Here is a 24,587-nt window from a genome sequence, read left to right as displayed (position 1 = left end):
TTGGCGACCGGCGTGAGAGAATTCTGCCTATAAGCAGGTCCGAGGCGCGCCGGAATGTTCCATATGCGAACATGCGGGAACCGGAGGCGGCAAATAGGGCGCTGCCGTGCGGGTTGCTGTGACCCTACGGCGGGCGGCCTGCCGCGGTTGTCCTCCAGCGGGGGCGTGACGAACCACGTGAAAATATGAACAATTTTATCCGACCACCTGTTATCTATCCGTCGACGGTTGTTTTCGTGGATGACAACGACAGCTACCTCGACGCCCTGCGGCGTTTCTTTCCGGACACCGCCACCAATCTGTTTTTTACGCGGCCGCAAACCGCGCTTGCCTTCATCCGTCAGCATGCTCGCGAAAATTCGCTGGAGTTCGCGCCGGCGTCGGCATGCGTGAGCGAGACGGGTTTTGAGCGCTACATGGAAACCGCCGCGGAACGGGACATCCTGGCCCGCCGCTCCCGTTTCGCGGAAGTAGCAGCGGTGGTCGTGGATTTCGACATGCCCGGCATGAACGGCGTGGAATTCCTCTCGTCCATCTCCAATCTGCGCTGCGCGAAAGTGCTGCTGACCGGAGTCGCGGACGAAACCGTCGCGGTCAAAGCCTTTAACGCGGGAATCGTCGATTTATACCTGAGAAAGACGGATACCGACTCCGCTAACCGGCTGGCCCATTTCCTGAAGGACGCCAAAATCCGGCATTGTTCGGAAGGCGGCTGGCTGGCCTTGGGCGAGAACGGCATGACGTATTGCGACTCGCGAACGCGCAAGGTCATCGACGAGGTGGTGGCCGCGAACGGTATCGTCGAGTACTACTGGCGCCCGGAACAGGACGCCATTCTGATGTTCGATCGCGCCGGCAACTCGAGTGTTTTCGTCGCGTGGGCTGAGAACGACTGGATTTCCCAAGGCGAAATCGTCGCGGACGAGGACGGCCCGGCCGAACTCCTGAAGCAAATGGCGGTGCGCGAGGTGATGCCGATCTTCTGGCCGAACCTGGCGTATCGCTCCGGCATGACCGTCAGGACGCTGACGCCGCGGACCATTCCGGGTTGGGATGACGTTTTCTATTGCTGGACCCCGATCGACAGGGCCGACGTGGGCCTCGACCTCGTGACCTTCGCGCAATGGCGGAATGAGCGGACCCGCTAAAGTTTGCCGACACGTTGAGCCACATGTACGCCATTCCGCCTGCCTTCGTGTCCGCGATGTTCGTGGTGTTCGCACTGTACGTCCTGATTACGCAGGGCGCGACGCGTCTATTCACGCCGTTCATCCTGATGTGCGTCGCGACCTTCGCCTGGCAAGGCGCATGGACGCTGCTGTTTCAGACTGAAAACCCGCAGACCGCGGACCTGCTGGTCAGATTCGGCTACCTCTTCATTCTCTTTCTGCCGACAACGTTCTACCACTTCGTGACGGAGGTAGCGGCGCAGCGCCGTGAGCGGCCGATATTGCTCGCGTCGTACGGTCTGTGTTTCGTTCTCGCGATACTGCTGCCCGGTAACGAAGTGGTGGCCGGCTATCAGCGCTTCTTCTTCGGCTACTATCCGGTCGCGGGGCCGCTGCATCCCGTGCATGTCGTGCAGACCGTCTTGCTGGCCGGGCGCAGCGCACAGCTTCTGCTCGCCGCGCGCCAGAAGGCGGAGGGCGACGCGCGCCGGCGTCTGGATCTGTGCCTGGCGAGCCTTTGCCTGTACTCGTTTGCCGCGATGGATTACGCGGTCAACTACGGCTTCGGGTTCTATCCGCCGGGCGTGCTATTCATCGGCCTGAGCCTTGGGCTGCTGGCGATCACCATCGTCCGGTATCACCTGATTCACCCGTATGCCGTGGCGGCGACCATCGCGCACGAGATCTCGACGCCGCTCGCGACCATCGGCATGCACGCCGACGAAATCGCCAGCGTATGGGGCCACGTGTTCAAGGGCTACCGGACGGCCGTCACGCACGGGCTGTATGACGATCACGACGAGTCCGGACAATCCGAGCGCATCGGCCAGCTTGCGACGGCGATCCGGCGCGAAGTCTCCGGCACCAGCGCGATGGTCGAAATGGCGCTCGCGTCTTTCACGCTCGATCGACTGGACCGCGGCGGCTTCAGCCGGCATTCCGTGCACCAGTGCGTGATGTCGGCGCTGGAGCGGTATCCGTTCAGCGGCGGCGAGCGTGAGCGTGTCACGGTGATGCCCATCGATCCCGCCATGTCTTTTTCGGGCTCGGATACGGTCGTGGTTTACGTGCTGTTCAACCTGCTGAAAAACGCGTTGCATGCCATTCGCGTGGGCGGCGATGGCCAGATCACGATCAGCGCCGTTCAGGATCAGGACTTCTGCGCGCTGCGATTCCGCGACACCGGACCGGGCATCGCGCCTGATGTCCTGCCGTATATCTTCGACGCCTTCTTCACCACTAAGCGGCATGGCAGTGGCGCTGGCATGGGACTCGCGTTCTGCCGTCGCGCGACGGAGTTGCTGGGCGGGAGTATCGAGTGCAGTTCGATACGAGGCATTCACACGACCTTCACCGTGCGGTTGCCGGCACCGGACACGCCCGCCGATCGCGCACTGCGCAAGGCGCCCGCACGCTCTCCACGCCGGCGTCCACACTGATAGTCCATAAGTTGAAAAGCGGTGGCCGTTGCGACCGAATATCCGGCGGCCTGACTCCGTGCTAACGACCGGCCGCGGACGGCGCCGGCGTCGCATGGGCGGACAGAAAACGGCATACCTCTTCGTGGAACCTCTGGACGCCGGGGCTCGATTCGATGGCGCGCCAGCATCCGTGCACGAGACCGGCGCCAATCCAGAGTTGCGCCTCGCCACCGGCCGCGTTGATACGCTCGGCAAACACGCGCGCGTCGTCCCTCAACGGATCATGTTCGACGCCGATCGCCAGCGTCGGCGGCAGGCGGTCGTAGCGCGTCGCATCGAGAGGGATCGTCCACGCGGGGTAGGGCGGATGGGTGCCCCAATAGTGATCGCGGAACGCATGAACGTCGGCCAGCTTGAGCATCGGCGCCTGCGCTTCGGTTTCGCGTGCGGGCAGTTGCGGTTCGGTGCCGAGCATCGGATAGACGAGAGCGAGGCCGCTTACGCCTTGAATGGCCTCGTCGCGCAGCCGCATCGCCGCGCTGGCTGCGAGCGTGGCGCCGGCGCTGTCGCCTGCCAGTTGCAGCGGCGCGCCGGCATGCAGATCGAACGGCAAGCGCCCTGCCAAAGCGGCGAGCGTGACCTCCATGCAATCGTCGTGCGCGGCCGGCGCGGGGTGTTCGGGGGCTAGCCGGTAGTCGACTGCGATCACATCGAGACCGGTGTCCGCGGCAAGGCGCGCGGTCACGATCTGATGGCTGTCCAGCGAGCCGAGCACGAAGCCGCCGCCGTGAAAATACAGCACGGCGCCACGCGACGCCTCCTGATGCCTTGCACGGTTGCGGTACAGCCGCAGCGCGATCGAATGGCCGGCGCCGGTTTGGAATTCGGCGTCCTGCGTCACGACTTCATCCGGCAACGCAGGCGTGAGTGCCGCGGCGTAGCGGTCGTAAATCTTGCGCTGTTCAGCCGGCGTCAACGAAGTCGAATGCCCCGGATAAATCGCGGCGGTTCTTTCGATGAACGCGGCAATCTCTGGCTCAAGCATGTCCACTCCCACTGGGCTTTGTCCTCGCGGGCAAGCCGATCACGCGGCCGGCAAACGCGGCGGGCGGCAATGCGGCATGCGCGTCGGCCAATGCCCGCACGTGCGCCGCGACGTCCGGATCGAATGCGGCGGCGCGCGGGCCGCTGGTATCCACGTGCAGCAACATCTGTTCGCCTGCTGCCACCGGTTCGTCGCCATCGTCGGCAAACATCTCGAGGTACAGATGCAGCCGTTTCGCATCGTGCCCGAGCAAGCGCATGTCGACGCGCACTTGCGCGCCTTCCTTGATCTCGTGCAGATAGTTGATATGCGCTTCGAGCGTGTAGATCGAACGCTGGCGTTCTTTGCGCACTGCGTCCGGCAAACCGATCAGGTCGATCAGGACGTCAGTCGCGAAGCTGAAGATCAGCATGTAGAACGCGTCGCGCAAATGGCCGTTGTAATCGACCCATTCGGCGCGCACCGTGTCGCGATAGCTAGGCAGGGCTGCGGGTTGCGGCATCGGCAATCGTCTCCGTTATTCGTTTCAATGGCGGTGGCTGGGGGCGGGGTCATGCGTCGCTGACGCTTAGCGCGGGTGGCGCGCCAGCTGCGGTTTCCACGCCCTTGAGTACGCGCGGCCCTTCCGCCGTTTCCGTGCTCTTTGGTCCTTGCGCGCCTTCCGGTCCTTCCGCGCGGTCCCCCTCAGTCAGCTGGCAGCATTCCATGCCGCGCCTTCGCCTCCGCAATCGCCGCCAGCACGCTCGTAATGCAATCGTCGCGGTAACGTTCGAGCTGTTTGATCGACCGCGGCCCGACCTGCTCGGCCGTGCCGTCTACGACCCGGTCGATCAGCTCGTCCGTCAGTTTCGGTGCTACCAGTTTAGTCCAGGGCAGCTCCAGCGCGGGTCCGAATTGCTGCATGAAGTGGCGCATGCCCGCATCGCCGCCCGCCAGCGTGTACGTCAGGAACGTGCCCATGAACGACCAGCGGATGCCCGCGCCGAAGCGGATCGCGTCGTCGATTTCGCCGGTGGTCGCGACGCCTTCGTTGACCAGATGCAATGCCTCGCGCCACAGCGCTTCGAGCAGGCGGTCGGCGATAAAGCCCGGCACTTCCTTGCGAACGCGCAGCGGCCGCATCGACAGCGCACGATACACCCGCAGCGCGGCGTCGATGGTTTCCGGCGCCGTGCTTTCGCCGCCCAGCACTTCGACGAGCGGCAGCAGATACACCGGATTGAACGGATGCCCGACGATGCAACGCTGCGGATTCACCGCGCGCGCGTAAAAATCGCTCGGTAACAGACCCGACGTCGACGAAGCGATGATCGCATCCGGTTTCGCCGCGCGGCTGATCTGCTCGTGCAAGGCGAGCTTCAATTCCTCGCGCTCAGGCGCGCTTTCCTGAATGAAATCCGCCTGCCCGACGCAGGCCTCGATCGTATCGACGAAGCGCAATCGCCCGGGCGACGCACCCTCGGCAAGCCCCGTGCGCAGCAGCGCCGGCCATGCGTTCGCGACGTTCTCGCGCAACTGCTGCTCGGCGCCCGGCGCCGGGTCCCACGCGATGACATCGAGCCCGTGCGCGAGCGCGCGCGCCACCCAGCCGCTGCCGATCACGCCCACGCCGATTGCCGCGAATGTTTTGATATCGACGATCACTGCCATTGCTGACGTTTCCTTTTTGCCTGTGTGTTGTCTGGTTCAGAAAGAGGCGCGTTGTATCGAACGCGCGGCGCGACTCTCGCAATCGACTAAGCGTACTGCCCCGCCGCGCGCCGCTCCAATTGACGCTCGCCACGCGCGGGCAGATCGAGCTTGCGGCGTCCTTCGGCGGGCGTCAGCGCGCGTGCGCCGAGCCGTTCGATGATTTCCACCGCGCGTTGCACCAGCGTGCCGTTCGTTGCGGGTACACCTTTGTCGAGCCAGATGTTGTCTTCGAGGCCGACGCGCACGTGGCCGCCGAGCAGCATCGCCTGGGCGACCATCGGCATCTGCATGCGGCCGATGCCGAAGCCGGCCCACTGCGCGCCGGGCGGCAGGTTGTCGGCCATCGCTTTCATGGTCGTGGTATCGGCGGGTGCGCCCCAGGGAATGCCGAGGCAAATCTGAAACAGCGGCGGCGCGTCGAGCAGACCTTCCTTGAGCAATTGTTTGGCGAACCACAAATGGCCGGTATCGAAGATCTCCAGTTCAGGCTTGACGCCGAGTTCCTGGATACGCCGTGCGCCGGCCCGCAATTGCGCGGGCGTCGATACATAGATGTAGTCGCCGTCGCCGAAATTGAGCGTGCCGCAATCGAGCGTGCAGATTTCCGGCAGCAATTCCTCGACATGCGCGAGGCGCGTGAGACCCCCGACCAGATCCGTGTTCGCGCCGAAGCGCATCGGGTCTTCGCCGGGACCGATCTCCAGATCGCCGCCCATGCCGGCCGTCAGGTTGATGATCACGTCCGTGCCCGACGAGCGAATCCGGTCGACCACCTCGCGATACAGGTGCGGATCGCGGCTGCCGCGTCCGGTTTTCGGATCGCGCACATGGCAATGCGCAACGGTGGCGCCGGCCTTCGCGGCTTCGATGGCGGCCTCGGCAATCTGCTTCGGCGTGACGGGAATGGCCGGATGCTTGCCGACGGTATCGCCTGCGCCGGTGACCGCGCAGGTCACGATGACTTCATGATTCATGCGAACTGGTTCCTGTGGATTGAAATGCGCAACGCTCGGGATCAAAGACCCAGATAGGCCTTGACCGCGGGCAAGCCTTCCTTGCCGTCGTAGGTCTTCACGCCGGCAAGCCAGGCATCGAGTACTTGCGGGTTTTTCTTCAGATACGCCTTGGCGGCATCGGCGGGCTTTTCCTTGTTCATGACCGATTGCATCACCACGTTTTCGAGCTGCGTCGAAAAGCGCAGATTGCTCACGAGCTTGCCGGCGTTCGGGCAGCGCGTCAGAAAGTCGGGGGACGTCAGCGTATAAACGCGTGCTTCGCCGTCGTTCGGGCCGAATACGCCGTCGCTGCCGGTGAGATATTTCATGTCGATCTGGATGTTCATCGGATGAGGTTCCCAGCCGAGAAAGACCACCCATTTCTTCTCGCGGATCGCGCGATCGACCGAGACCAGCATGCCCGCTTCACTCGATTCGATCAGCTTGAAGCCGCCGAGGCCGAACTGATTGTTGGCGATCATCTTCAGGATCGCCGCGTTCGCGCTGCTGCCGGGTTCGATGCCGTAGATCTTGCCGTCGAGCTGATCGCGGTGTTTGGCAATGTCGGCGAAAGTCTTCAGGCCCGCGTCGTATTCATAGCTCGGCACGGCGAACGTGGCCTTGGCGCCGGTGAGGTTAGGTGGCTGCAGCACCTGGATCGATTTCGAATCGACGAACGGCGCGATCGCCTTTTCCTGCACCGGCCACCAGTAGCCGAGCGACACGTCGAGCTGTTTGCTCTTCAGGCCGGCGAACGAGATGGGCACGGAGGCGACGGTCGTCACCGGCTGATAGCCGAGTCCTTCGAACACGGTCGACGCGAGCGCGGTGGTCGAGGTGATATCGGTCCAGCCGATGTCGGCGAAATGCACCGCGCGGCAGGCAGCGGGATCCTGAGCGAACGCCGGTAGCGCGGTAACGGCGGCGGCCGCGACGCATGCAAGATGGGCGAGCAGGGCTTTGATGCGTAACTTCATGACGTTCCCTCTTCTGACACGGGTGATAGCGTGTTTCGAACCGGGCCGCTTCGCCTGAGCAAACGAAACCAGGCGAAGCGGCCCCCGGACATGCGATAGGGCCTGTGATGCCTGAACTGCACGAATGACGTAACGTTAATGCCCCATATTCCAGCCAAAGCGACCGTCAGCGACCCGTTCTTGCTTCCACGCGACAATGAGGGAAAACCTGCGTCGCCCGCCTTGCGGTGCAACATCGAGTCAAGCGCGAATTTTGGCGTGCCTTGCCGGCCCGGCTGCTGCTTGCTACGCTCGCCGGGAACCCGCCCGCGCCCGCGTTTTTTGTCTCCTGATCGAGTCTGAGCACGATGCCCGAAGATATGTCGTTCCTGTTGCTGCCGGGCTTTTCGGCGATCGGTTTCATGTCGGCGGTGGAGCCGTTGCGCGTGGCGAACCGTTTTCGCGGCGATCTGTACCGCTGGCGCATTCTGAGTCTCGACGGCGCGCCGGTGGCCGCCAGCAACGGCATTTCGATCAACGCGGATGCCGCCATCGGCGACATCGACGCGGCGCGGACGCTCTTCGTCGTCGCGGGCTTCGAGCCGCTCGCCTGCTACACGCGCGCGTTGGGTGATTGTCTGAAGCGCCTCGAGCGCGCGGGTGCGACGCTCGGTGGGATCGACACCGGCAGTTTCGTGCTCGCGGAAGCCGGGCTGCTCGGCGGCGCGGACAGTGTGACCGTGCATTGGGAAGCACTGTCGGCGTTCCGCGAGCGCTATCCGTCGCTCGATGCGAGCCAGGAGCTGTTCGAAATCGGCGCGCGCCGCATTACGTGTGCGGGCGGCACGGCATCGATCGACATGATGCTCGACCTGATCGGCCGCGAGCATGGCGCCGCGCTGGCCTCGGCCGTCTCGGAGCAATTCGTGGTGAGCCGTATCCGGCAGCGCTCGGACCATCAGCGCATGGAGATCGCGGCGCGTTACGGCGTGCACAACCGCAAGCTGATTCAGGTGATCGGCGTGATGGAACAGCATATGGAGGAGCCGCTCGCGCCGGACCAGCTCGCGCAGGAAATCGGCGTGACGCGGCGGCAACTGGAGCGGCTGTTCTGTGCCTCGCTGAAGGACACGCCGACGCATTTCTATCTGCAGTTGCGCCTCACGCGTGCGCGCGAGTTGCTGCAACAGACCGACATGTCGATTACGTCGATTTGCGTGGCGTGCGGGTTCGAGTCGCCCTCGCATTTTTCGCGGACGTATCGCGCGCGCTTCGGCGCGAGTCCGAGAAGCGACCGGCAGGCGACAGGCGGCCGAAATGCTGGCGAACTGGCGCCGTCACAGGCCCGAAACCTCACTGCCGCACCCCAATTAGCGCGATTACCGCAACAGTGAATTAGGTGATTTGGGGTTTACCCTATATACATTGACTCCTAGACTGTATCCATACGCTGCGGACACAGGTTCGCAGCATGGCAAAAAACAATCTCTGGAGGTAGGTATCATGAAATCCCTGATCGAAGCTGTTGTTATCGCCGCTCTCATTTCCGCTCCGCTCGCCGCTTTTGCTCAATCGAATCAGCCGGTTACGCGTGCTCAGGTGCGTGCGGAACTGATCCAGCTGGAAAAGGCGGGCTACAACCCGGGCACCGCAAACGACGAAGATTATCCGGCGAACATTCAGGCTGCTGAAGCACGTGTCGCCGCACAAAAGAGCGCTGCTCAGACGAGCGGTTACGGTTCGGCCACCAATGGCTCGTCGCAGGCAGGCGGCCGTTCGGACACGACGAACAGTTCGTACTCGGCTCCGGTTGTGAATTACGGTCGTTAATCGATCGCGTAGTGTGTAGTTGCTGTAGCAGGGCGCTGGATTGGTTGGCGTGCCAACCGTGATATGTCCAGCGCCTATGAAACGGCCTGACACGTGGACCGTCCGATCTTATGGTCATACGCGTGATTACTGGCCTCGATGGAGTCGATGGAACGTTCGGCCCATCGCTTCAACTCGGTGACGATCGGCAGCACGGTGCGAGCGAGCGGACTTAAGCGATACTCGATACGCGCCGGATGCTGGTCGTCGACGTATCGCTCGACAAGCCCATCTCTTTCCATCGATCTCAGCGTCTGAGAAAGCATTTTGTCCGAGACACCGTCTAATCGGCGTCTGATCTCGGCAAAGCGCAGAGGCTTCTCACGCAATGCGATCGTCGCCAATACGGTCCACTTTTGACCGAGGCGTGCGAGAGCGAGTCGGGACGGACAAGCTCCCGAAAAGGCATCTGGCGACGATTCACCATCTCGCGACACGACTTGCTTTACGCAGTAGTCCCCAGACATTGCAGTGCTTGTAGATACCACCCGCATGTCTCTTGCACCGTCACTCATCCTTGTTCCCGGCACCTGGTCGCACAAAGGGCGCATCGTGAATAACATCGCCCTGATAAAACGCCGGGAAGCGGTCGAGTTGGCGCTGCGCGTCCTCTGGATCGATGCCGTCTTTGAGTACCGCACTTGAGAAGCCGGTTCGCTCCATCTGAATCAACTGATCGACGAGCACGTCGCCTGTTGCTCGCAGATCGCCTTTGAAACCCAGGCGGCGGCGCAGGAGATACGCCTGGCTGTATGCCCGACCGTCGGTGAAACTAGGGAAGTGCAACTCCACGCGCGCAGCAGTCGCGATTGCGTCTTTTTGCTCGATCGGGTCATCGTCGTTTGCCAGAGAGACAACCTGCCGGGACGGGTCCGATGCATGCTCGGGCAACGTGAGCAGCCTGATACGTGTCATGCCGTTCATGCCGTTTTCTCCATGAGCGTGCGCACGCGATCCGCGGCTGTCCTGAACGGTTCGATGCCTGCCCGTCGAACCGTTTCGATGAACGACTCGCGCCTCTCGCCAACCGTCGCTCGCATGTCGAGGTAAGCGGACAGCAGCGCGTCGATGACCTCTGGCACCTCGACGGCGGAAAACGACGGGCCGATGACCTTGCCCGCTTGCGCGCGGCCACTGGCGCTCGAACCGTCCGAGCCGCCCAACGTCACCTGGTACCACTCCTTGCCATCCTTGTCGACACCGAGGATGCCAATATGCCCGCTATGGTGATGGCCGCACGAATTGATGCAGCCGCTGATATGCAGATCGATTTCACCGATATCGTTGAGTTCGTCCAGATCCTGATAGCGCTCGGTAATGGCCTCAGCAACCGGAATGGAGCGGGCATTGGCGAGCGCACAGAAATCGCCACCCGGGCAAGCGATCATGTCCGTCAGCAAATTCACGTTGGCGCTCGCGAGTCCTGCCTCGCGCGCGGCTTCCCAAAGCGGCAGAAGGTCGTTGACATGCACCCACGGCAGCACGACATTCTGCGTGTGCGTGACACGCGCTTCGCCCGCCGAGAACCGCTCGGCCAGGTCGGCTACGCGGTCGAGCTGTTGCGCCGATGCGTCGCCGGGCGCTTGCAGAAGGCGTTTGAACGACAGCGTGACAATCCGCAAGCGCTGGTTCCTGTGCGGCGCGACATTGCGCTCGAGCCAGCGTTCGAATTGCGGCGTCTCGAGGGCCACGTCGTTTGACGTTGCGATCGCTTCGAGGTCGACCGGCGCATCCACGGAAGGCAGTTGGGGTAGAGCGAAGCACGCGCTGACGCGCTCGAGTTCGGCCAGCGGAATAGTGTGAGGGCCGCCGTCGAGCTCGACGATCTGGCGGAACTCTTCCTCGACGCCGTCGATGTAACGTTGACCTTCTGCCTTCACCAGGATCTTGATGCGCGCCTTGTACTTATTGTCGCGGCGGCCGTACTGGTTGTAGACGCGCACCACCGCCTCGATGTAATTCATGATGTGCTGCCACGGCAAAAACTCACGCAGCACGGTGCCGATAACAGGAGTGCGGCCCATCCCGCCGCCCACCGTGACGCGAAATCCCAGTTCGCCCGCCTCGTTACGCAGCAGACGAAGGCCGACGTCATGCCAGTCCGTCGCGGCGCGGTCTTCGCTCGCACCGGTGACCGCGATCTTGAACTTGCGCGGCAGGAAGGCGAACTCGGGATGCAGGGTCGTCCACTGCCGCATGATTTCGGCGAACGGACGCGGGTCGGCAATTTCATCAGGCGCGACACCCGCGCGTTCGTCGCAGGAAATGTTGCGAATGCAGTTGCCGCTCGTCTGAATGCCGTGCATGTCGACGCTGGCGAGCAAGTCCATCACGTCCGCGGCCTTCGAGAGCGGAATCCAGTTGAACTGCACGTTGGTGCGCGTCGTGAAATGCGCATAGTTCGTGGGCAAGCGGACGGTGCCGAGCTTACGCTGCGCTTCGCTGGCGAGCCGGTAGACCTCGGCCTCCGGTTCATCGTATTCGCGCGCAATCCGGGCGAGCATGCGCAGCTGCCTGCTCGACAACTCTCCGTATGGGATCGCCACGCGCAGCATCGGCGCATGCCGCTGCACATACCAGCCGTTCTGAAGACGCAGCGGACGAAAGTCGTCCTCACTGAGCTTGCCGGACTGCCAGCGTTCGATCTGGTCGCGAAACTGCGCAGCGCGGCTGCGCACGAATGATTTGTCAAACTCGGTGTATTGGTACATGGTCCGGTGCGACTACCGCCCTACATGGCGCAGTCTGGCTGAGCGTCGGTTTCGTGGAAGGAGCCGTGGTCGCATCGGCGGCACCTGCTGTGCCGCGCTTGCCCCGAGGGCTTCTGGCGAACGATAGAGGCAATGGTGGACGCTGAAAAGCAGCAGATGCCGCTGAAAACACGCTAGCAGATGGTGAGTGAACCGGCGCCCCGGCGGACGGTCGGTCGCGCAAGACTGCTGCGCTGGAATTGATCGCAACTGCTACTGTTATGCGTGACCTGACGGGCTCAAACTGTCGCGTGAGATACAACAACCCTGCCTTGAAGGTGATGCCATGAACCTCTTGAAGATGACGCGAATCGTGCTGTGGAGTTTTTTCGGCATCCGCCGTGGCGCCTCGCATCAGGCCGATATGGCGGGCGTCAAGCTGCCCCTGTTGCCGCTAGTCGCGGTAGTCCTCGCTGCCGGATTCGGCGCGACACTGTTTGCACTCGCGAAGCTTGCGGTCAACGTGGCGCATTGAGGCTTGCGGTGCATTCGCGGGAAGAGCGTGGTGAACGTGGTTTATCGGCTCGCCTGATCGAGCAGCGAACCCAGCGTTAGGACAGCGTTTTCCGTGCTGTCGCTCCACGGATGACCGAAGTTCAACCGGATATGGTTCCGGAATTCGTGCCGCGCGGAGAAAATCGGACCGGGCGCAATGCTGATGCCGTTCTCTATCGCAAGGCGGTGCAACTGCATCGCGTCGACATGCGACGGCAGCCGGAGCCACAAAAAATAGCCGCCGGACGGCAGCGTCCAATGCGAATCGGACGGCATGCAGCGGCGCAGCGCGGTGTCCATCGAGGCGAGCTGATTGCGGAACGCGCCGCGCAGTTTCCGCAGATGCTTGTCGTACCCGCCGTGCTGAAGATAGTCCGCTATGGCTGCCTGGGCGGGAATGCTCGCCGACAACGTGGTCATCAACTTCAGGCGCTGCACCTTCTCGGCAAAACGTCCCGCCGCGACCCAGCCAATGCGGTATCCCGGTGCGAGCGTCTTTGAAAATGAACTGCAGTGCATCACCAGCCCTTTTGTGTCGAAGGCGATGGCGGGCAGCGGGTAGGTCGCCGCATGATGCAGTTCGCCGTACACGTCATCTTCGATGAGCGGCACGTCATGCCGGGCGAGCAGTTCGACCAGCGCTTTCTTTTTGTCCTGCGGCATCGCCGCGCCGGTCGGATTCTGATAGTTGGTCATGAACCAGCATGCGCGGATCGGGTGCTTGTCGAGCGCATCCGAGAGCGCTTGCAAATCGATGCCCGAAACGGGATCGACTGGAATCTCCACGGCTCGCAGATCGAGCCGCTCGATCGCCTGCAGTGCCGCATAAAAACCGGGCGATTCGATCGCGACCACGTCGCCGGGACGCGTCACGGCCATCAAACACAGGTTCAGTGCTTCCAGCGCGCCATTGGTGACGACAAGCTGCTCCATCGGTTGAGCAACGCCCATCCCCATGTAACGCAGCGATATCTGGCGACGCAATGGTTCATTGCCCGGCGGAAGATCGACGACGGTGCTCCACGGACTGATCAAACGGCTCGAATGCCCGAGCGACCTGGCAAGACGCTGAAGGGGAAACAATTGCGGCGACGGAAAGGCCGAACCGAACGGAACCACGTTGGGATGCTTCGCGGCTTCGAGCACCGAGAAGACAAGATCGCTGATCTCGACCTTGGCGGACTCCAGCGCGACCTGAGGGCGGGGCGCCGGTTGCTGCTTGAGCGCGGCACCCGGCGCCACATAGTAGCCAGAGCGTTCACGTGCTCGAATCAAGCCCCACTCTTCGAGAAGGTAATAGGCGCGAAACACGGTGGACTGGCTGACGGCGTGCTGTGTGGTGAGGTGCCGCAAAGATGGCATGCGGGTGCCGACCGGACGGCTGCCCGAGCGAATTTCATCGGCCATGGTGTTGGCCAGCATTTCGAAGCGTTTCATTTAACGGTCGTTATTCGGCTACGTGCGCTGCGGTCAACTGCCGCAATTGTGCCAGCAGTTTAACGACAGGACGCGGCAGAATAGGAATCCGTTGTGGTTCCCGGCGGAAGTGCAAGCGTTGTCACCACACAGCGCGTCAGTTTCCGCCGACCCAACGAAAAAACGGCCACGCCGGACATGCCGACGCGGCCGTTTCTTACTTCAAGCTTTGCGTTCAGATTCCGCCGACGCACATGTACTTGATGACCACGTAATCGTCGATGCCGTAATGCGAGCCTTCGCGGCCCAGGCCCGATTGCTTGACACCACCGAACGGCGCGACTTCGTTGGAGATGAGGCCTGTGTTGATGCCGACCATGCCATACTCGAGCGCTTCGGCAACACGCCAGACGCGGCCGATATCGCGGCTATAGAAGTACGACGCGAGGCCGAACTCGGTGTCGTTGGCAAGACGGATCACTTCCTCATCCGAGGAGAAGCGGAACAGCGGCGCGAGCGGTCCGAAGGTTTCATCGCGCGCCACCTTCATGGCGGGCGTGACATCTGCCAGCACGGTCGGCTCGAAGAAGCCGTGGCCGAGCGCATGACGCTTGCCGCCGGTGACGATGCGCGCGCCTTTGGCGAGCGCGTCTTCGATATGCGATTCGACCTTGAGCACGGCCGCTTCGTTGATTAGCGGACCCTGCGTGACGCCGTCTTCGGTGCCGCGGCCAACTTTGAGCTGTTCGACGGCGACGCGCAGTTTCTCGGCGAACGCGTCGTAGACCTTGTCGTGCACATAGAAACGGTTCGTGCACACGCAGGTCTGGCCGCTATTGCGATACTTCGAAGCAATCGCGCCGGCCACCGCGGCGTCCAGATCCGCGTCGTCGAATACGATGAACGGCGCATTGCCGCCGAGTTCGAGCGACACTTTCTTGACCGTCGGCGCGCACTGCGCCATGAGCAGACGGCCGACCGGCGTCGAGCCGGTGAACGACAGCTTGCGCACGATCGGATTGCCCGTCATTTCCGCGCCGATGGCTTTCGGCTCGCCGGTCACGACGTTGAACACGCCGCGCGGCACACCCGCGCGTTCAGCCAGCACAGCCAGTGCGAGCGCCGAGAGCGGCGTGGCTTCAGCCGGTTTGACGATGATCGGGCAGCCCGCCGCGAGCGCCGGACCGACTTTGCGGGTGATCATCGCGGCCGGGAAGTTCCACGGCGTGATGGCCGCGCAGACGCCGATCGGCTCTTTCGTCACGACGATGCGTTTGTCGTTGGCCGGCGTCGGAATGGTGTCGCCGTTTACGCGCTTGCCTTCTTCCGCGAACCATTCGAGGAACGACGCCGCGTACTGGATTTCGCCCTTGGCTTCGGCGAGCGGCTTGCCCTGTTCCGTGGTGAGGATCTTCGCCAGATCGTCGGCGTTCTCCATCATCAGGTCATGCCATTTGCGCAGGATCACGGCGCGCTGCTTCGCGGTCGTGGCGCGCCAGGCGGGCCACGCCGCATTGGCCGTGTCGATGGCGCGGCGGGTTTCCGCCGTGCCCATGCGCGGCACCGTCGCGATCGTTTCGCTCGTGGCGGGGTTCTTCACTTCGAAGGTGGTGCCGTCGTCGGCGCCTTGCCATTCGCCCGCGATGTACGCGTGGGTCTTCAGAAGCGACGGGTCTTTCAAGCTCAACGTGGTCATGTATGTATCCTTAGGCCGCAACGGTGACGCTGTCCTTGACCACGTCTTCGAGAATCGCCATGGCTTCGTCGAAGACCGCGTCCTGAATCGTGAGCGGGAACAGGAAACGCACCACGTTCGAATAGACGCCGCACACGAGCAGCAGCAAGCCGCGTTCGAGCGCGCGCGTCTGCACGCGCTTGGTGAACTCCGCATCCGGCTCCGTGCCGCCTGCCTTGCAGAACTCGACCGCGACCATGCCGCCGGGGCCGCGCACGTCGGCGATTTGCGGCACGTCGCGTTGCAGCGCGATCAGCTTGGCCTTGACGCGGTCACCCAGCACCGTGGCGCGCTCGCAGAGCTTCTCTTCGTCGATGATATCGAGCACCGCATGCGCGGCGGCAACCGCCAAAGGATTGCCCGCGTACGTGCCGCCGAGCCCGCCGGGCGCCGCGGCGTCCATCACTTCCGCACGGCCGATCACGCCCGACAGCGGCATGCCGCCGGCGAGGCTCTTGGCGACCGTCATCAGATCGGGCACCACGTCGTAGTGATTCATGGCGAACAGCTTGCCGGTACGCGCAAAACCCGTCTGGACTTCGTCGGCGATCAGCAGAATGCCGTGCTCGTTGCACAGCTTGCGCAAGGCGCGCACGAATTCGGCCGGCGCCGGATAGAAGCCGCCTTCGCCCTGAACCGGTTCGAAGATGATCGCGGCCACGCGCTTCGGATCGATATCGGCCTTGAAGAGGAATTCGATGGCCTTCAGCGAGTCGGCCGTGGTCACGCCGTGCAGCGGATTCGGGAACGGCGCGTGGAACACGTCCGACGGGAAGGGGCCAAAGCCGATCTTGTACGGCGCAACCTTGCCGGTGAGCGCCATGCCCATCAGCGTGCGGCCGTGGAAGCCGCCGGTAAAGGCGATCACGCCCGGGCGGCCGGTCGCGGCGCGGGCGATCTTGATCGCGTTTTCGACGGCTTCGGCGCCGGTCGTAAAGAATGCGGTTTTCTTCGGATGGTCGCCCGGCGCGCGCTCGTTGAGCTTCTCAGCCAGTTCGACATACGACGCGTACGGCACGATCTGATACGCCGTGTGGGTGAAGTGATCGAGCTGGTCGCGGATCGCGGCGAGGATCTTCGGATGGCGGTGGCCCGTATTGCATACGGCGATACCGGCGGCGAAGTCGATGAAACGGCGGCCTTCGACATCCCACAGCTCGGCGTTTTCAGCGCGCTCGGCGTAGAAATCGCACATCACCCCGACACCGCGCGGCGTGGCGGCGTCTTTGCGGCTTTTCAGTTCTGCGTTCTTCATGGTCATCTCCTTCGCTCCTCGGTTTTTGCGGACGCCGCGCGCTCAGCGCAGCACATGCAGCGACTATAATGAGATTTGGCTCTTAACTTCAGAGCCATTTCAATAAAAATGTAGGAGCCAATCATGCGCGCGAGCGTTTTGTCCGACTGGCTGGCCCAGCGCCTCGACCGCGGCAACGGGCAGCCGATCTATCGCCAACTGCACCGGCTGTTGCAGCAGGCGATCCTGTCGCGCGAATTGCCGCCGGGCAGCAAGGTGCCGTCGTCGCGTTTGCTGGCGCAGGAGTTAGGCATTGGGCGCAATACGGTTACGCAGGTGTATGAGCAACTCGTGCTGGAAGGCTACGTGAGTTCGGCGACCGGGCGCGGCACGTTCGTCGCCGACAGTGCGCCGGACGAGATTGTCGGCGTGCCCGATGCCGAAGCGCCCGCCGCGCGGCCCGAGCCGGCGCCGCTGCAGGCGCGGCGCGCGCTTTCCACGCGCGGCGCGCGGCTGATCGCGGGTGCGGGCGTGTCCAAGCGGCAGTGGGGCGCGTTCATGCCCGGCGTGCCGGACGTCACGAAGTTTCCGGCGCGCGTCTGGAGCCGCCTGCACAACAAATATTGGCGCCGGCTGCGTCCGGACCTGCTGACGTATGCGCCGGGCGGCGGCCTGGCCTCGCTGCGGCACGCGCTGGCCGACTATCTGCGCACCTCGCGCTCGGTGCGCTGCACGCCGGAGCAGATCATCATCACGACCGGGATTCACCAGTCGGTCGACCTTGCCGTACGCCTGCTGTCCGATCCGGGCGACGTGATCTGGACCGAAGACCCCTGTTATTGGGGCGTGCGCAGCGTGCTTCACGTGTCCGGCCTGGAATCGCGGCCAATCGCCGTCGACGAGGAGGGCATCAATCCATTCGCCGACGACCTCGCGCAGCCGCCGAAGCTGATGCTCGTCACGCCTTCGCACCAATATCCGCTCGGTATGGTGATGAGTCTCGCGCGGCGCCGCATGTTGCTCGAATACGCGCGGCAGAACCAGTGCTGGATCATCGAGGACGACTACGACAGCGAATACCGCTACGGCAGCCGGCCGCTGGCATCGCTGCAAGGTCTGGATACCTCGGGACAGGTGATTTACGTGGGCAGCTTCGGCAAGACGCTGTTTCCGGGTTTGCGCATCGGCTACCTCGTCGTGCCGGAAGCGCTGGCGGAGAGCTTTGCCACCGCGAGCGCCGAGCTGTATCGCGAGGGGCAGTTGCTGCAGCAGGCGATGCTCGCGGAGTTCATCGCCGAAGGGCATTTCACGTCGCATATCCGCAAGATGCGCACGCTCTACGGACAGCGTCGCCAGACGCTGCTCGACGCCGCGGCGCACCGCTATGGCGACGCATTGCCGGCGGTGGGCGGCGACGCCGGTTTGCATCTCGTGATGCAGTTGCCCGATGGCAGCGATGACCGGCGGGTGGCGGCCGCCGCGCTGGAGCGCAATATCGTCGTGCGGCCGTTGTCGGGGTATTACGCGCAACCGGGCCTGGCGCCCTCCGGTTTGCTGATCGGCTACGCGTGCGTGCCGGATGAGGAGATCGCACCGGCTTTCAACACGCTCGCCGATGCGATCGATGCGACGTTGCCGGAGTTCGCGTGAGGGGCCTGACTCAAACCCGTATCAAAACCGCCCCCAGCGTCACCAGCGCGCACGCAACGATCCGCCGTCTGGTCAGCTTCTCCCCCATCAACAGCCAGCCGATCACCACCGCGAAGATCGAGCTCATCTCGCGCAGCGCGGAGACCATCGCAATCGGCAGATAGCGGTAGGCCTCGATGATCAGGCAGTAGGCGCTCAACGCGAGCACGCCCGCCGCCATGCCCTTGAGCACCACCGCGCGGCCGATGAACAGCCCTTTGGCGCCGCCGCGCCAACGCCAGGCGAGCAGAAACTGCGGGATGTTCCAGATCAGATAGACCCACATGACGTAGCTCAGGCCATTGCCCGCCAGGCGCGCGCCGATTCCGTCGACAACCGAATATGCCGAGATGAAGAAGCCGGTGAGAAGTGCGAAAGGCACGCTCTCGCCCGAAAAGCGCATGCCGCGGCGAAACGCCAGCGAGACGATGCCGATCGACACCAGCGCCACACCGATCGCCGCGAGCGGCTTGAGCGCTTCGTGCGCGAACACCAATGCGCCGGCGAACACGAGCATCGGCGAAAGGCCGCGCGCAATCGGATAGATCTGCCCGAAGTCGCCGCTCTTGTAGGCGCGGATCAGCGCCAGCAGATAACCGAATTCCAGCACCACCGATGCAACGATGTACGGCCACGCCGCCGGCGCCGGCATGGGCAGCACGACCACGCCGACCGCGCTCACGACGAGATACGGAATCGCCATCATGCCGAGCAGCCAGACGCGATCTTCCGAAAGATGGAGAAACGCGTTCCACGTTGCGTGAAGCAGCGCGGAGAGCAGCACCAGCAAAACGACAAAGGTGTCCATCGAAGACCAGGGGAGAGGAGAAGCGAAGGCCCAGGTCCGGGCCATGAGCCCGTGATTATTCCAGCAGAACGCCGGAATAGAGGAGTGGACGACTCGAATGAAGGGGTTTTATTTGGAAAATTGAGGCGATTTGTGGCGTCAAAAAGACGCTGAAGGCGGGCGAAAACCGGCGAATGCGAATCGAACCGCTAGCGCAACGGCGCGCGGCGGAAAGCAGACGAAGCCGCGCTTCGTCAAACTTCCCGCCGGGCAACCAGGTCGCCAGCTTCAGGTCACGCGCTCACGCAGCCACGCGGACGCGAGATCGATCACCGTCACGACCACGATCACCATGATCATCACCGCGGCCGTCTGCGCATAGTTGAACGAGCGGATCGCTTCGTACAGCACCACGCCGATACCGCCCGCGCCGACCATGCCGACCACCATCGCCGAGCGCACGTTGGATTCGAAGCGATACAACGCGTACGAAATCCACAACGGCAGCACTTGCGGCAGCACGCCGTAGATGATTTCGTCGAGACTGGTTGCGCCGGTGGCGCGCACGCCTTCGGCCGGACGCGGATCGATGGCCTCGACCGCTTCGGCGAACAGCTTGGCGAGCACGCCGGTGGTGTGCACCCACAGCGCCAGCACGCCGGCAAAAGGACCGAGGCCGACCGCGACGATGAACAGCATGGCGAAGACCATTTCATTGATCGCGCGGCACGCGTCCATCATGCGGCGCATGGGCTGCACGATCCACATCGGCGCCATGTTGTGAGCCGACATCAGTCCGCACGGCACCGCGCACACGAGCGAAAGAGCGGTGCCCCATACCGCCACCGAGAGCGTCACGACCATCTCGTGCAGATAGCTGCGCCATTCGGTGAAGTCGGGCGGAAAGAAGTCCTTGGCGAACTGGCCCATGTTGCCGGAGTCGCTGAGCAGGTCCAGCGGACGCATGTCGGCGCTGTGCCATGCGCCGCCCAACACCGCAAGCAGCGCGATCCAGCCGAGCAGCGACAGCCAGCTACGCTTGCCGGCAGCAGGCGCGGGATGACGCGCCGCCTGGGCGTCGAGCGCTTCGCTCGCGCGCACCGGCGACGTGATCAGATCGACCGTGTTCATTGCTTCGATTGCGCGGTGTTCAGCGCGCTCAGCTTCGCGTCGAGTGCGGCCAATTGGGTTTTGCGATCGTCATCGGAGAGATGCGCGTCGCTCTCGATCTTCTGCTTCTGCTGGTACAAGGCGACCTGACGGATCGGCAGCAACTGCGCATCCGACGATGCCGCGAAGCCGCTGTAACCGGTAATCGCCGCCATCACCGCTTTTTCGTGCGGATCGGTCTTCGCGTAGTTCAGGAAGAAGTTGCGCAGCTTGTCCTTGGTGGCTTGCGGCAGATCCTTGCGCCACACCAGCGGATCCGACGGAATCAGCGGCGACTTCCACAGCACACGCACTTGCGCGAACTTGTCCGGGTGTTCTTTCTTCAGCGTGTCGAGCATCTCGGTATTGTTGGTCGCGATGTCGATCTTGTTGTTCACCACTGCCAGCAGATTCGCTTCGTGGCTCGACGGCAGCATGGTCTTGAACGAAGTGTTGACCGGCGTGTTGTGCTTGGCGAACAGGTAGTAGCCGGGAATCAGCGTGCCCGAGGTGGAATTCGGATCGCCGAAACCGAGCGTGACGTCCTTCGTATTCTTGAACACGTCGTCGAGCGTCTTGAAGCGGCTGTTCACGTTCGTGATCAGCACCGAGTAGTAACCGGCATCGCCGTTCGCATACTGGATCTTCGCGAACACTTCGCCTTGCGCGCGGTCCACCGCCTCGATCGCCGACGCATTGCCGAAATAGCCGACCTGTACCTTGTTAAAGCGCATGCCTTCGATGATGCCGGCGTAGTCCGTCGCGAAGAACGCCTTGACGTTCAGGCCGGTCTGCTTGTTCATGTCCTGAATCAGCGGCTCCCAGCGCTGTTTCAGCACGGAGGAGGAATCGGTCGAGATGATGCCGAGGTTGAGGTCTTCGGCTTGCGCGGTAGAGACAGCAGCAAAAGCGGCCGCGCCGACGGCCAGCGTGATCAATGAACGCAGGAATTTCATTGTTTGAGATCCGGTTGAGTTGACAGACTGAATGGGCGCGCTCAGTTCGAGTGCGCCGGATTGAGAGCGAACGCGTAGCGCGTCGAAGCAGATGCGGCGTTCTGAAGCGGAGTGCCGCCGGCGGCATTTTTTGCGTCGATATCGTCCGCGCTTTGAGCGGATTCATCGAGTAGTTCGCGGGCATCGTCGCCGTAGAGTTTCTTGAGCAGGGCCGGTGTGAGCGCGGCGGAGGGGCCATCGTAGACCACCTTGCCGCGGCGCAGCGCGATCGTGCGCGGGCAGTACTGCATCGCGATGTCGACCTGATGCAGCGACACCAGCACCGTGAGTTGATGCTCGATGTTCAGCGTGCGCAGCATCTCCATCACGCGGCGCGACGACTCGGGGTCGAGCGAGGCGATCGGTTCATCGGCGAGCACGATGCGCGCGCGCTGCACCAGCGCACGGGCGAGCGCCGCGCGTTGCTGCTGCCCGCCGGAGAGATTGGCGGCGCGTTCGCGCGCATGTTCGCCGATGCCGACTTCGTTCAACGCGGCCATCGACAACGCCCGCTCGGCGCGCGGAAAACGGCCGCTGAGACGGCGCCACCAAGGCAGCCGCGCGAGCGCGCCGATCAGCACATTGGTTTCGACGGAGAGGCGGTTCACCAGATTGAATTGCTGAAATACGAAGCCGATGTCGCGGCGAATGCTGCGCACTTCCCGCACGATGCGGCCGTTCTGCTGAATCGGCCGGCCCAGAATCGCGATCTGCGACGGCTGCGCGTCGGACGCCGTGAAGCCCGCGATATGGCGCAGCAGCGTCGACTTGCCCGAGCCGGAGGCGCCGATCAACGCAACCATTTCGCCCGGTTCGACGCGCAGATCGATTTCGTCCAGCGCCTTGCGGCCGTTGCTGAACGTCTTGCTCAACCGTTCGATACGAATTGCTTCCCGAATTGCTTCCATGAATACCCCTTGATGCATCCGGCCGCTGCCGGCATGTGTGGGGCTCATTCTAGAAAGCGTCTGTGACGGTTGAGTGAAGGCATCGCAACGTCTAGACGACTATATCTTCTCGTGTCTTCTTTTGCGTCGGCGGAAAGACAAATTGGAGTCATCCGTTCGAATGGAAAATGACATGGGTGTGACATGATTCGCATCGGCCCGCGCCACTTCAGCATGTTGGCGCCCGGCCAGGCTATATTGCGTGAATCGGTGTGCCGTCCCCATTAACCTTGCAATTGCTCGCGACATCGTCATGCAGCCTCTGAGCTTCCTTCCCGACAGTTTTGCGGAGTACGAAGATCTCAGGACGATCCTCGAGCAGGGCAGCGCGAGCTTCGCGATCCGCACCGTCTGCGAGACGACGGTGCGCGGCCGGCCATTCGCCGTTCAGACCGCGAGCATCGGTTCGACCGATCCACAAGCGCCGGCAATCGGCTTTTTTGCCGGCATTCACGGGCTCGAGCGGATCGGCTCGCAACTTGTGCTCGACTATATGCGCGCGCTGCTTGCGCGGCTCGAATGGGACGAACTGCTGGTGCGCCAATTGCAGTCGATTCGTCTGATCTTTATGCCGATCGTCAATCCGGGCGGAATGTGGGCGGCCACGCGCGCCAACCCGAACGGCGTGGACCTGATGCGCAATGCGCCGCAGAACGCCGACGAACGCGTGCCTCTGCTCGCCGGCGGCCAGCGCGTGGGCGCGTGGCTGCCGTGGTATCGCGGCCGCGAGGGCGCGCCGATGGAACCCGAGGCTTCCGCGCTCCTGCGGGTGGTCGAAACCGAACTGGCCACGCGGCCATTGAGCATCGCGCTCGATTGCCATTCGGGCTACGGCTGGAGCGACAGTATCTGGTTTCCGTACGCACGCACCCGCAAAGTGATGCCGCATTTGCCGGAAATGTACGTGCTGAAGACCATGTTCGAACGCGCGCATCCCCACCATGGCTACGCATTCGAACCACAGAGCCATCAATATCTGTTGCACGGCGATCTGTGGGACTTCGCTTACGACCGCACGCCCGCGCCCAACGTCTTTCTGCCGATGACCCTCGAACTCGGATCCTGGCTGTGGATCAAGAAGAATCCGCGCCAGTTGTTTTCGCGTCAGGGCATGTTCAATCCGGTGAAGGCGCATCGCACGGCGCGGGTGCTGCGGCGTCATGCGAACCTGCTCGACTTTCTGGCGCGCGCGGCCTTCTCGTCGCAACGCTGGCTGCCGCAAGGCAATCGTCGCGAGCAATTGCTGCAAAGCGCGATCGACCATTGGTATAAACCGGAAAGCGTATGAGTACGTGGATCCTGCTACGCGGACTCACGCGTGAAATCCGCCACTGGGGCCGCTTGCCCGGCTTGCTGCATGGCGCGGTCAATGAATCGGCCCTTCACATGGGTGTGCCCGGCCGTCTGCTGCTGCTCGATCTGCCGGGCAACGGCGAATTCACCCACTTGCGCGCGCCGTCGACGGTCGCCGACATGGTCGGCTTCGTGCGAAATGCTGCTCTGCAAAGCGGCATGCCCGGGCCGTACTGCGTGCTGGCGATGTCGCTCGGCGGCATGGTGGCGACGGACTGGGCGCAGCGGCATCCCTACGAGATCGAACGGCTGGTGCTGATCAACACGAGCATGCGGCCGTTCAGCCAGATGCAGGAGCGCTTGCGCCCTTCGGCATGGCCGGACCTGCTCGGCGTGGTCGCGCACTGGCGCGACGCGCCGCGCGCGGAACACGGCATTCATCGGCTGACGTGTAACAACGTGGAAACGCTGGGCGACGATCTCGACACCTGGAGCCGCATTCGCCGCAGCGCGCCCGTGAGCCGTGGCAATGCACTACGGCAACTCTGGGCCGCGGCACGTTTCACTGCGGACGCGGCGCGACCGGAGTGCCCGTTGCTGATTCTTTCTTCGAGAGCCGACAAGCTGGTCGATCCCGTGTGCTCGGCGAAGCTCGCGGCGGCGTGGGGCGCCCTGCATTGCGAGCATCCGTGGGCCGGCCACGACCTGCCGCACGACGACCCGGCGTGGACCAGCGAGCAGGTTCGCGCGTGGCTCGCGCAGGAGCACGCGGTTCCGGGAGCCGTGCTTTAAACGGCCGGACGCGCCGTGGCGGCGCATTCAGCGGCAGCGGGTATAACCTAAGTGCGGTCATCCGTCGCATGCCGGTCGGCAGGTGCATAATTCCTCTTCAGACGATGCATGCGAATCAAGCGAGTATCAAGCGATACCCGCCATTGCCGCCCAGCCGG

At 63.2% G+C, this 24,587-nt stretch carries 23 protein-coding genes; 8 read left to right on the top strand and 15 right to left on the bottom strand.

Translation table 11 applies throughout. The features are described from left to right. Window positions 1-185 precede the first annotated feature (185 nt). The gene (locus P0D73_RS00750; RefSeq protein WP_408281110.1) at window positions 186-1,148 is read left to right on the top strand and encodes a response regulator; all 963 of its coding nucleotides are present in this window, start codon (window positions 186-188) and stop codon (window positions 1,146-1,148) included. 23 nt (window positions 1,149-1,171) lie between these two features. Next, window positions 1,172-2,608, top strand: a complete 1,437-nt coding sequence (locus tag P0D73_RS00745; RefSeq protein ID WP_408429072.1) for a sensor histidine kinase — start codon at window positions 1,172-1,174, stop codon at window positions 2,606-2,608. Between the two features lie 61 nt (window positions 2,609-2,669). Here P0D73_RS00745 and P0D73_RS00740 read toward each other — a convergent pair whose 3' ends face one another. The 5 genes from P0D73_RS00740 to P0D73_RS00720 all read right to left on the bottom strand — a co-directional run bounded on the left by P0D73_RS00740 (window position 2,670) and on the right by P0D73_RS00720 (window position 7,299). Further along, window positions 2,670-3,635: an alpha/beta hydrolase gene (locus P0D73_RS00740; RefSeq protein WP_132377733.1), complete on the bottom strand. Its 966-nt coding sequence runs from the start codon at window positions 3,633-3,635 to the stop codon at window positions 2,670-2,672. Next, entirely contained in the window at window positions 3,628-4,137 is a 510-nt protein-coding gene (locus P0D73_RS00735; protein WP_408429069.1) for a thioesterase family protein, read from the bottom strand. The genes P0D73_RS00740 and P0D73_RS00735 overlap by 8 nt, the downstream gene beginning before the upstream one ends. 182 nt (window positions 4,138-4,319) lie before the next feature. Next, a complete protein-coding gene (locus tag P0D73_RS00730) occupies window positions 4,320-5,285 on the bottom strand; it encodes an L-carnitine dehydrogenase (protein WP_408429066.1) in 966 nt (321 codons plus the stop codon). A gap of 86 nt (window positions 5,286-5,371) precedes the next feature. Further along, window positions 5,372-6,301, bottom strand: coding sequence for a 3-dehydrocarnitine:acetyl-CoA trimethylamine transferase CdhC (gene cdhC, locus P0D73_RS00725; RefSeq protein ID WP_408429063.1), 930 nt, complete (start codon window positions 6,299-6,301; stop codon window positions 5,372-5,374). Window positions 6,302-6,342: 41 nt separating this feature from the next. Next, entirely contained in the window at window positions 6,343-7,299 is a 957-nt protein-coding gene (locus P0D73_RS00720; protein ID WP_408174969.1) for a choline ABC transporter substrate-binding protein, read from the bottom strand. A 347-nt stretch (window positions 7,300-7,646) separates the two neighbouring features. Between P0D73_RS00720 and P0D73_RS00715 the strand changes: the two genes are divergently transcribed. Beyond that, entirely contained in the window at window positions 7,647-8,672 is a 1,026-nt protein-coding gene (locus P0D73_RS00715; RefSeq protein WP_408429060.1) for a GlxA family transcriptional regulator, read from the top strand. A gap of 109 nt (window positions 8,673-8,781) precedes the next feature. Further along, window positions 8,782-9,108 (top strand): DUF4148 domain-containing protein, encoded by a 327-nt coding sequence (locus P0D73_RS00710; RefSeq protein ID WP_132377724.1) that lies wholly within the window; start codon window positions 8,782-8,784, stop codon window positions 9,106-9,108. 74 nt (window positions 9,109-9,182) lie between these two features. On the opposite strand, the gene P0D73_RS00705 is transcribed toward P0D73_RS00710, so the two are convergent. From P0D73_RS00705 to P0D73_RS00695, 3 genes are read right to left on the bottom strand one after another with little or no spacing between them, the layout of a single operon-like run. Continuing rightward, entirely contained in the window at window positions 9,183-9,614 is a 432-nt protein-coding gene (locus tag P0D73_RS00705; RefSeq protein WP_408429058.1) for a winged helix-turn-helix transcriptional regulator, read from the bottom strand. 40 nt (window positions 9,615-9,654) lie between these two features. Continuing rightward, complete coding sequence (locus tag P0D73_RS00700; RefSeq protein ID WP_132377723.1) at window positions 9,655-10,071, bottom strand: DUF934 domain-containing protein; 417 nt, start codon at window positions 10,069-10,071, stop codon at window positions 9,655-9,657. After that, the gene (locus tag P0D73_RS00695) at window positions 10,068-11,858 is read right to left on the bottom strand and encodes a nitrite/sulfite reductase (protein ID WP_132377722.1); all 1,791 of its coding nucleotides are present in this window, start codon (window positions 11,856-11,858) and stop codon (window positions 10,068-10,070) included. Before P0D73_RS00695 ends, P0D73_RS00700 begins: the two co-directional genes overlap by 4 nt. A gap of 325 nt (window positions 11,859-12,183) precedes the next feature. Here P0D73_RS00695 and P0D73_RS00690 point away from each other — a divergent pair, with 325 nt between their 5' ends. After that, complete coding sequence (locus P0D73_RS00690; RefSeq protein ID WP_408174962.1) at window positions 12,184-12,372, top strand: DUF2970 domain-containing protein; 189 nt, start codon at window positions 12,184-12,186, stop codon at window positions 12,370-12,372. Window positions 12,373-12,413: 41 nt separating this feature from the next. On the opposite strand, the gene P0D73_RS00685 is transcribed toward P0D73_RS00690, so the two are convergent. From P0D73_RS00685 to P0D73_RS00675, 3 genes are all read right to left on the bottom strand, one after another. After that, window positions 12,414-13,829, bottom strand: coding sequence for an aminotransferase-like domain-containing protein (locus P0D73_RS00685; RefSeq protein ID WP_408429055.1), 1,416 nt, complete (start codon window positions 13,827-13,829; stop codon window positions 12,414-12,416). A 214-nt stretch (window positions 13,830-14,043) separates the two neighbouring features. After that, window positions 14,044-15,504 (bottom strand): NADP-dependent succinate-semialdehyde dehydrogenase, encoded by a 1,461-nt coding sequence (gabD, locus tag P0D73_RS00680; RefSeq protein ID WP_408429053.1) that lies wholly within the window; start codon window positions 15,502-15,504, stop codon window positions 14,044-14,046. A gap of 10 nt (window positions 15,505-15,514) precedes the next feature. Next, complete coding sequence (locus tag P0D73_RS00675; RefSeq protein WP_408429050.1) at window positions 15,515-16,798, bottom strand: 4-aminobutyrate--2-oxoglutarate transaminase; 1,284 nt, start codon at window positions 16,796-16,798, stop codon at window positions 15,515-15,517. 123 nt (window positions 16,799-16,921) lie between these two features. Between P0D73_RS00675 and pdxR the strand changes: the two genes are divergently transcribed. Further along, complete coding sequence (pdxR, locus tag P0D73_RS00670) at window positions 16,922-18,427, top strand: MocR-like pyridoxine biosynthesis transcription factor PdxR (RefSeq protein ID WP_408429048.1); 1,506 nt, start codon at window positions 16,922-16,924, stop codon at window positions 18,425-18,427. A 10-nt stretch (window positions 18,428-18,437) separates the two neighbouring features. Here pdxR and P0D73_RS00665 read toward each other — a convergent pair whose 3' ends face one another. The 4 genes from P0D73_RS00665 to phnC all read right to left on the bottom strand — a co-directional run bounded on the left by P0D73_RS00665 (window position 18,438) and on the right by phnC (window position 22,305). Then, the gene (locus P0D73_RS00665) at window positions 18,438-19,274 is read right to left on the bottom strand and encodes an EamA family transporter (RefSeq protein ID WP_408429045.1); all 837 of its coding nucleotides are present in this window, start codon (window positions 19,272-19,274) and stop codon (window positions 18,438-18,440) included. 267 nt (window positions 19,275-19,541) lie between these two features. Further along, complete coding sequence (phnE, locus tag P0D73_RS00660; protein WP_408429042.1) at window positions 19,542-20,384, bottom strand: phosphonate ABC transporter, permease protein PhnE; 843 nt, start codon at window positions 20,382-20,384, stop codon at window positions 19,542-19,544. Continuing rightward, window positions 20,381-21,358, bottom strand: a complete 978-nt coding sequence (gene phnD, locus P0D73_RS00655; RefSeq protein ID WP_342960398.1) for a phosphonate ABC transporter substrate-binding protein — start codon at window positions 21,356-21,358, stop codon at window positions 20,381-20,383. The genes phnE and phnD overlap by 4 nt, the downstream gene beginning before the upstream one ends. 41 nt (window positions 21,359-21,399) lie before the next feature. Beyond that, window positions 21,400-22,305, bottom strand: coding sequence for a phosphonate ABC transporter ATP-binding protein (gene phnC / locus P0D73_RS00650; RefSeq protein WP_132377714.1), 906 nt, complete (start codon window positions 22,303-22,305; stop codon window positions 21,400-21,402). Window positions 22,306-22,597: 292 nt separating this feature from the next. Here phnC and P0D73_RS00645 point away from each other — a divergent pair, with 292 nt between their 5' ends. After that, the gene (locus P0D73_RS00645) at window positions 22,598-23,632 is read left to right on the top strand and encodes a M14 family zinc carboxypeptidase (protein WP_408174950.1); all 1,035 of its coding nucleotides are present in this window, start codon (window positions 22,598-22,600) and stop codon (window positions 23,630-23,632) included. After that, window positions 23,629-24,429, top strand: a complete 801-nt coding sequence (locus P0D73_RS00640; RefSeq protein WP_408429038.1) for an alpha/beta fold hydrolase — start codon at window positions 23,629-23,631, stop codon at window positions 24,427-24,429. The genes P0D73_RS00645 and P0D73_RS00640 overlap by 4 nt, the downstream gene beginning before the upstream one ends. Window positions 24,430-24,587: the final 158 nt, after the last annotated feature.

It is taken from the genome of Paraburkholderia sp. RL18-101-BIB-B (genome assembly GCF_046026985.1).
GTDB lineage: Bacteria > Pseudomonadota > Gammaproteobacteria > Burkholderiales > Burkholderiaceae > Paraburkholderia.
The sequence above is the reverse complement of the archived record's forward strand: the minus strand, read 5'-3'. Positions and strand labels throughout refer to the sequence as shown.

Bases quoted from the DNA above. Each gene is read 5' to 3' on its own strand.
- P0D73_RS00750 (WP_408281110.1), top strand. From the start codon at position 186: ATGAACAATTTTATCCGACCACCTGTTATCTATCCGTCGACGGTTGTT.
- P0D73_RS00745 (WP_408429072.1), top strand. From the start codon at position 1,172: ATGTACGCCATTCCGCCTGCCTTCGTGTCCGCGATGTTCGTGGTGTTC.
- P0D73_RS00740 (WP_132377733.1), bottom strand. From the start codon at position 3,635: ATGCTTGAGCCAGAGATTGCCGCGTTCATCGAAAGAACCGCCGCGATT.
- P0D73_RS00735 (WP_408429069.1), bottom strand. From the start codon at position 4,137: ATGCCGCAACCCGCAGCCCTGCCTAGCTATCGCGACACGGTGCGCGCC.
- P0D73_RS00730 (WP_408429066.1), bottom strand. From the start codon at position 5,285: ATGGCAGTGATCGTCGATATCAAAACATTCGCGGCAATCGGCGTGGGC.
- cdhC (WP_408429063.1), bottom strand. From the start codon at position 6,301: ATGAATCATGAAGTCATCGTGACCTGCGCGGTCACCGGCGCAGGCGAT.
- P0D73_RS00720 (WP_408174969.1), bottom strand. From the start codon at position 7,299: ATGAAGTTACGCATCAAAGCCCTGCTCGCCCATCTTGCATGCGTCGCG.
- P0D73_RS00715 (WP_408429060.1), top strand. From the start codon at position 7,647: ATGCCCGAAGATATGTCGTTCCTGTTGCTGCCGGGCTTTTCGGCGATC.
- P0D73_RS00710 (WP_132377724.1), top strand. From the start codon at position 8,782: ATGAAATCCCTGATCGAAGCTGTTGTTATCGCCGCTCTCATTTCCGCT.
- P0D73_RS00705 (WP_408429058.1), bottom strand. From the start codon at position 9,614: ATGTCTGGGGACTACTGCGTAAAGCAAGTCGTGTCGCGAGATGGTGAA.
- P0D73_RS00700 (WP_132377723.1), bottom strand. From the start codon at position 10,071: ATGAACGGCATGACACGTATCAGGCTGCTCACGTTGCCCGAGCATGCA.
- P0D73_RS00695 (WP_132377722.1), bottom strand. From the start codon at position 11,858: ATGTACCAATACACCGAGTTTGACAAATCATTCGTGCGCAGCCGCGCT.
- P0D73_RS00690 (WP_408174962.1), top strand. From the start codon at position 12,184: ATGAACCTCTTGAAGATGACGCGAATCGTGCTGTGGAGTTTTTTCGGC.
- P0D73_RS00685 (WP_408429055.1), bottom strand. From the start codon at position 13,829: ATGAAACGCTTCGAAATGCTGGCCAACACCATGGCCGATGAAATTCGC.
- gabD (WP_408429053.1), bottom strand. From the start codon at position 15,504: ATGACCACGTTGAGCTTGAAAGACCCGTCGCTTCTGAAGACCCACGCG.
- P0D73_RS00675 (WP_408429050.1), bottom strand. From the start codon at position 16,798: ATGAAGAACGCAGAACTGAAAAGCCGCAAAGACGCCGCCACGCCGCGC.
- pdxR (WP_408429048.1), top strand. From the start codon at position 16,922: ATGCGCGCGAGCGTTTTGTCCGACTGGCTGGCCCAGCGCCTCGACCGC.
- P0D73_RS00665 (WP_408429045.1), bottom strand. From the start codon at position 19,274: ATGGACACCTTTGTCGTTTTGCTGGTGCTGCTCTCCGCGCTGCTTCAC.
- phnE (WP_408429042.1), bottom strand. From the start codon at position 20,384: ATGAACACGGTCGATCTGATCACGTCGCCGGTGCGCGCGAGCGAAGCG.
- phnD (WP_342960398.1), bottom strand. From the start codon at position 21,358: ATGAAATTCCTGCGTTCATTGATCACGCTGGCCGTCGGCGCGGCCGCT.
- phnC (WP_132377714.1), bottom strand. From the start codon at position 22,305: ATGGAAGCAATTCGGGAAGCAATTCGTATCGAACGGTTGAGCAAGACG.
- P0D73_RS00645 (WP_408174950.1), top strand. From the start codon at position 22,598: ATGCAGCCTCTGAGCTTCCTTCCCGACAGTTTTGCGGAGTACGAAGAT.
- P0D73_RS00640 (WP_408429038.1), top strand. From the start codon at position 23,629: ATGAGTACGTGGATCCTGCTACGCGGACTCACGCGTGAAATCCGCCAC.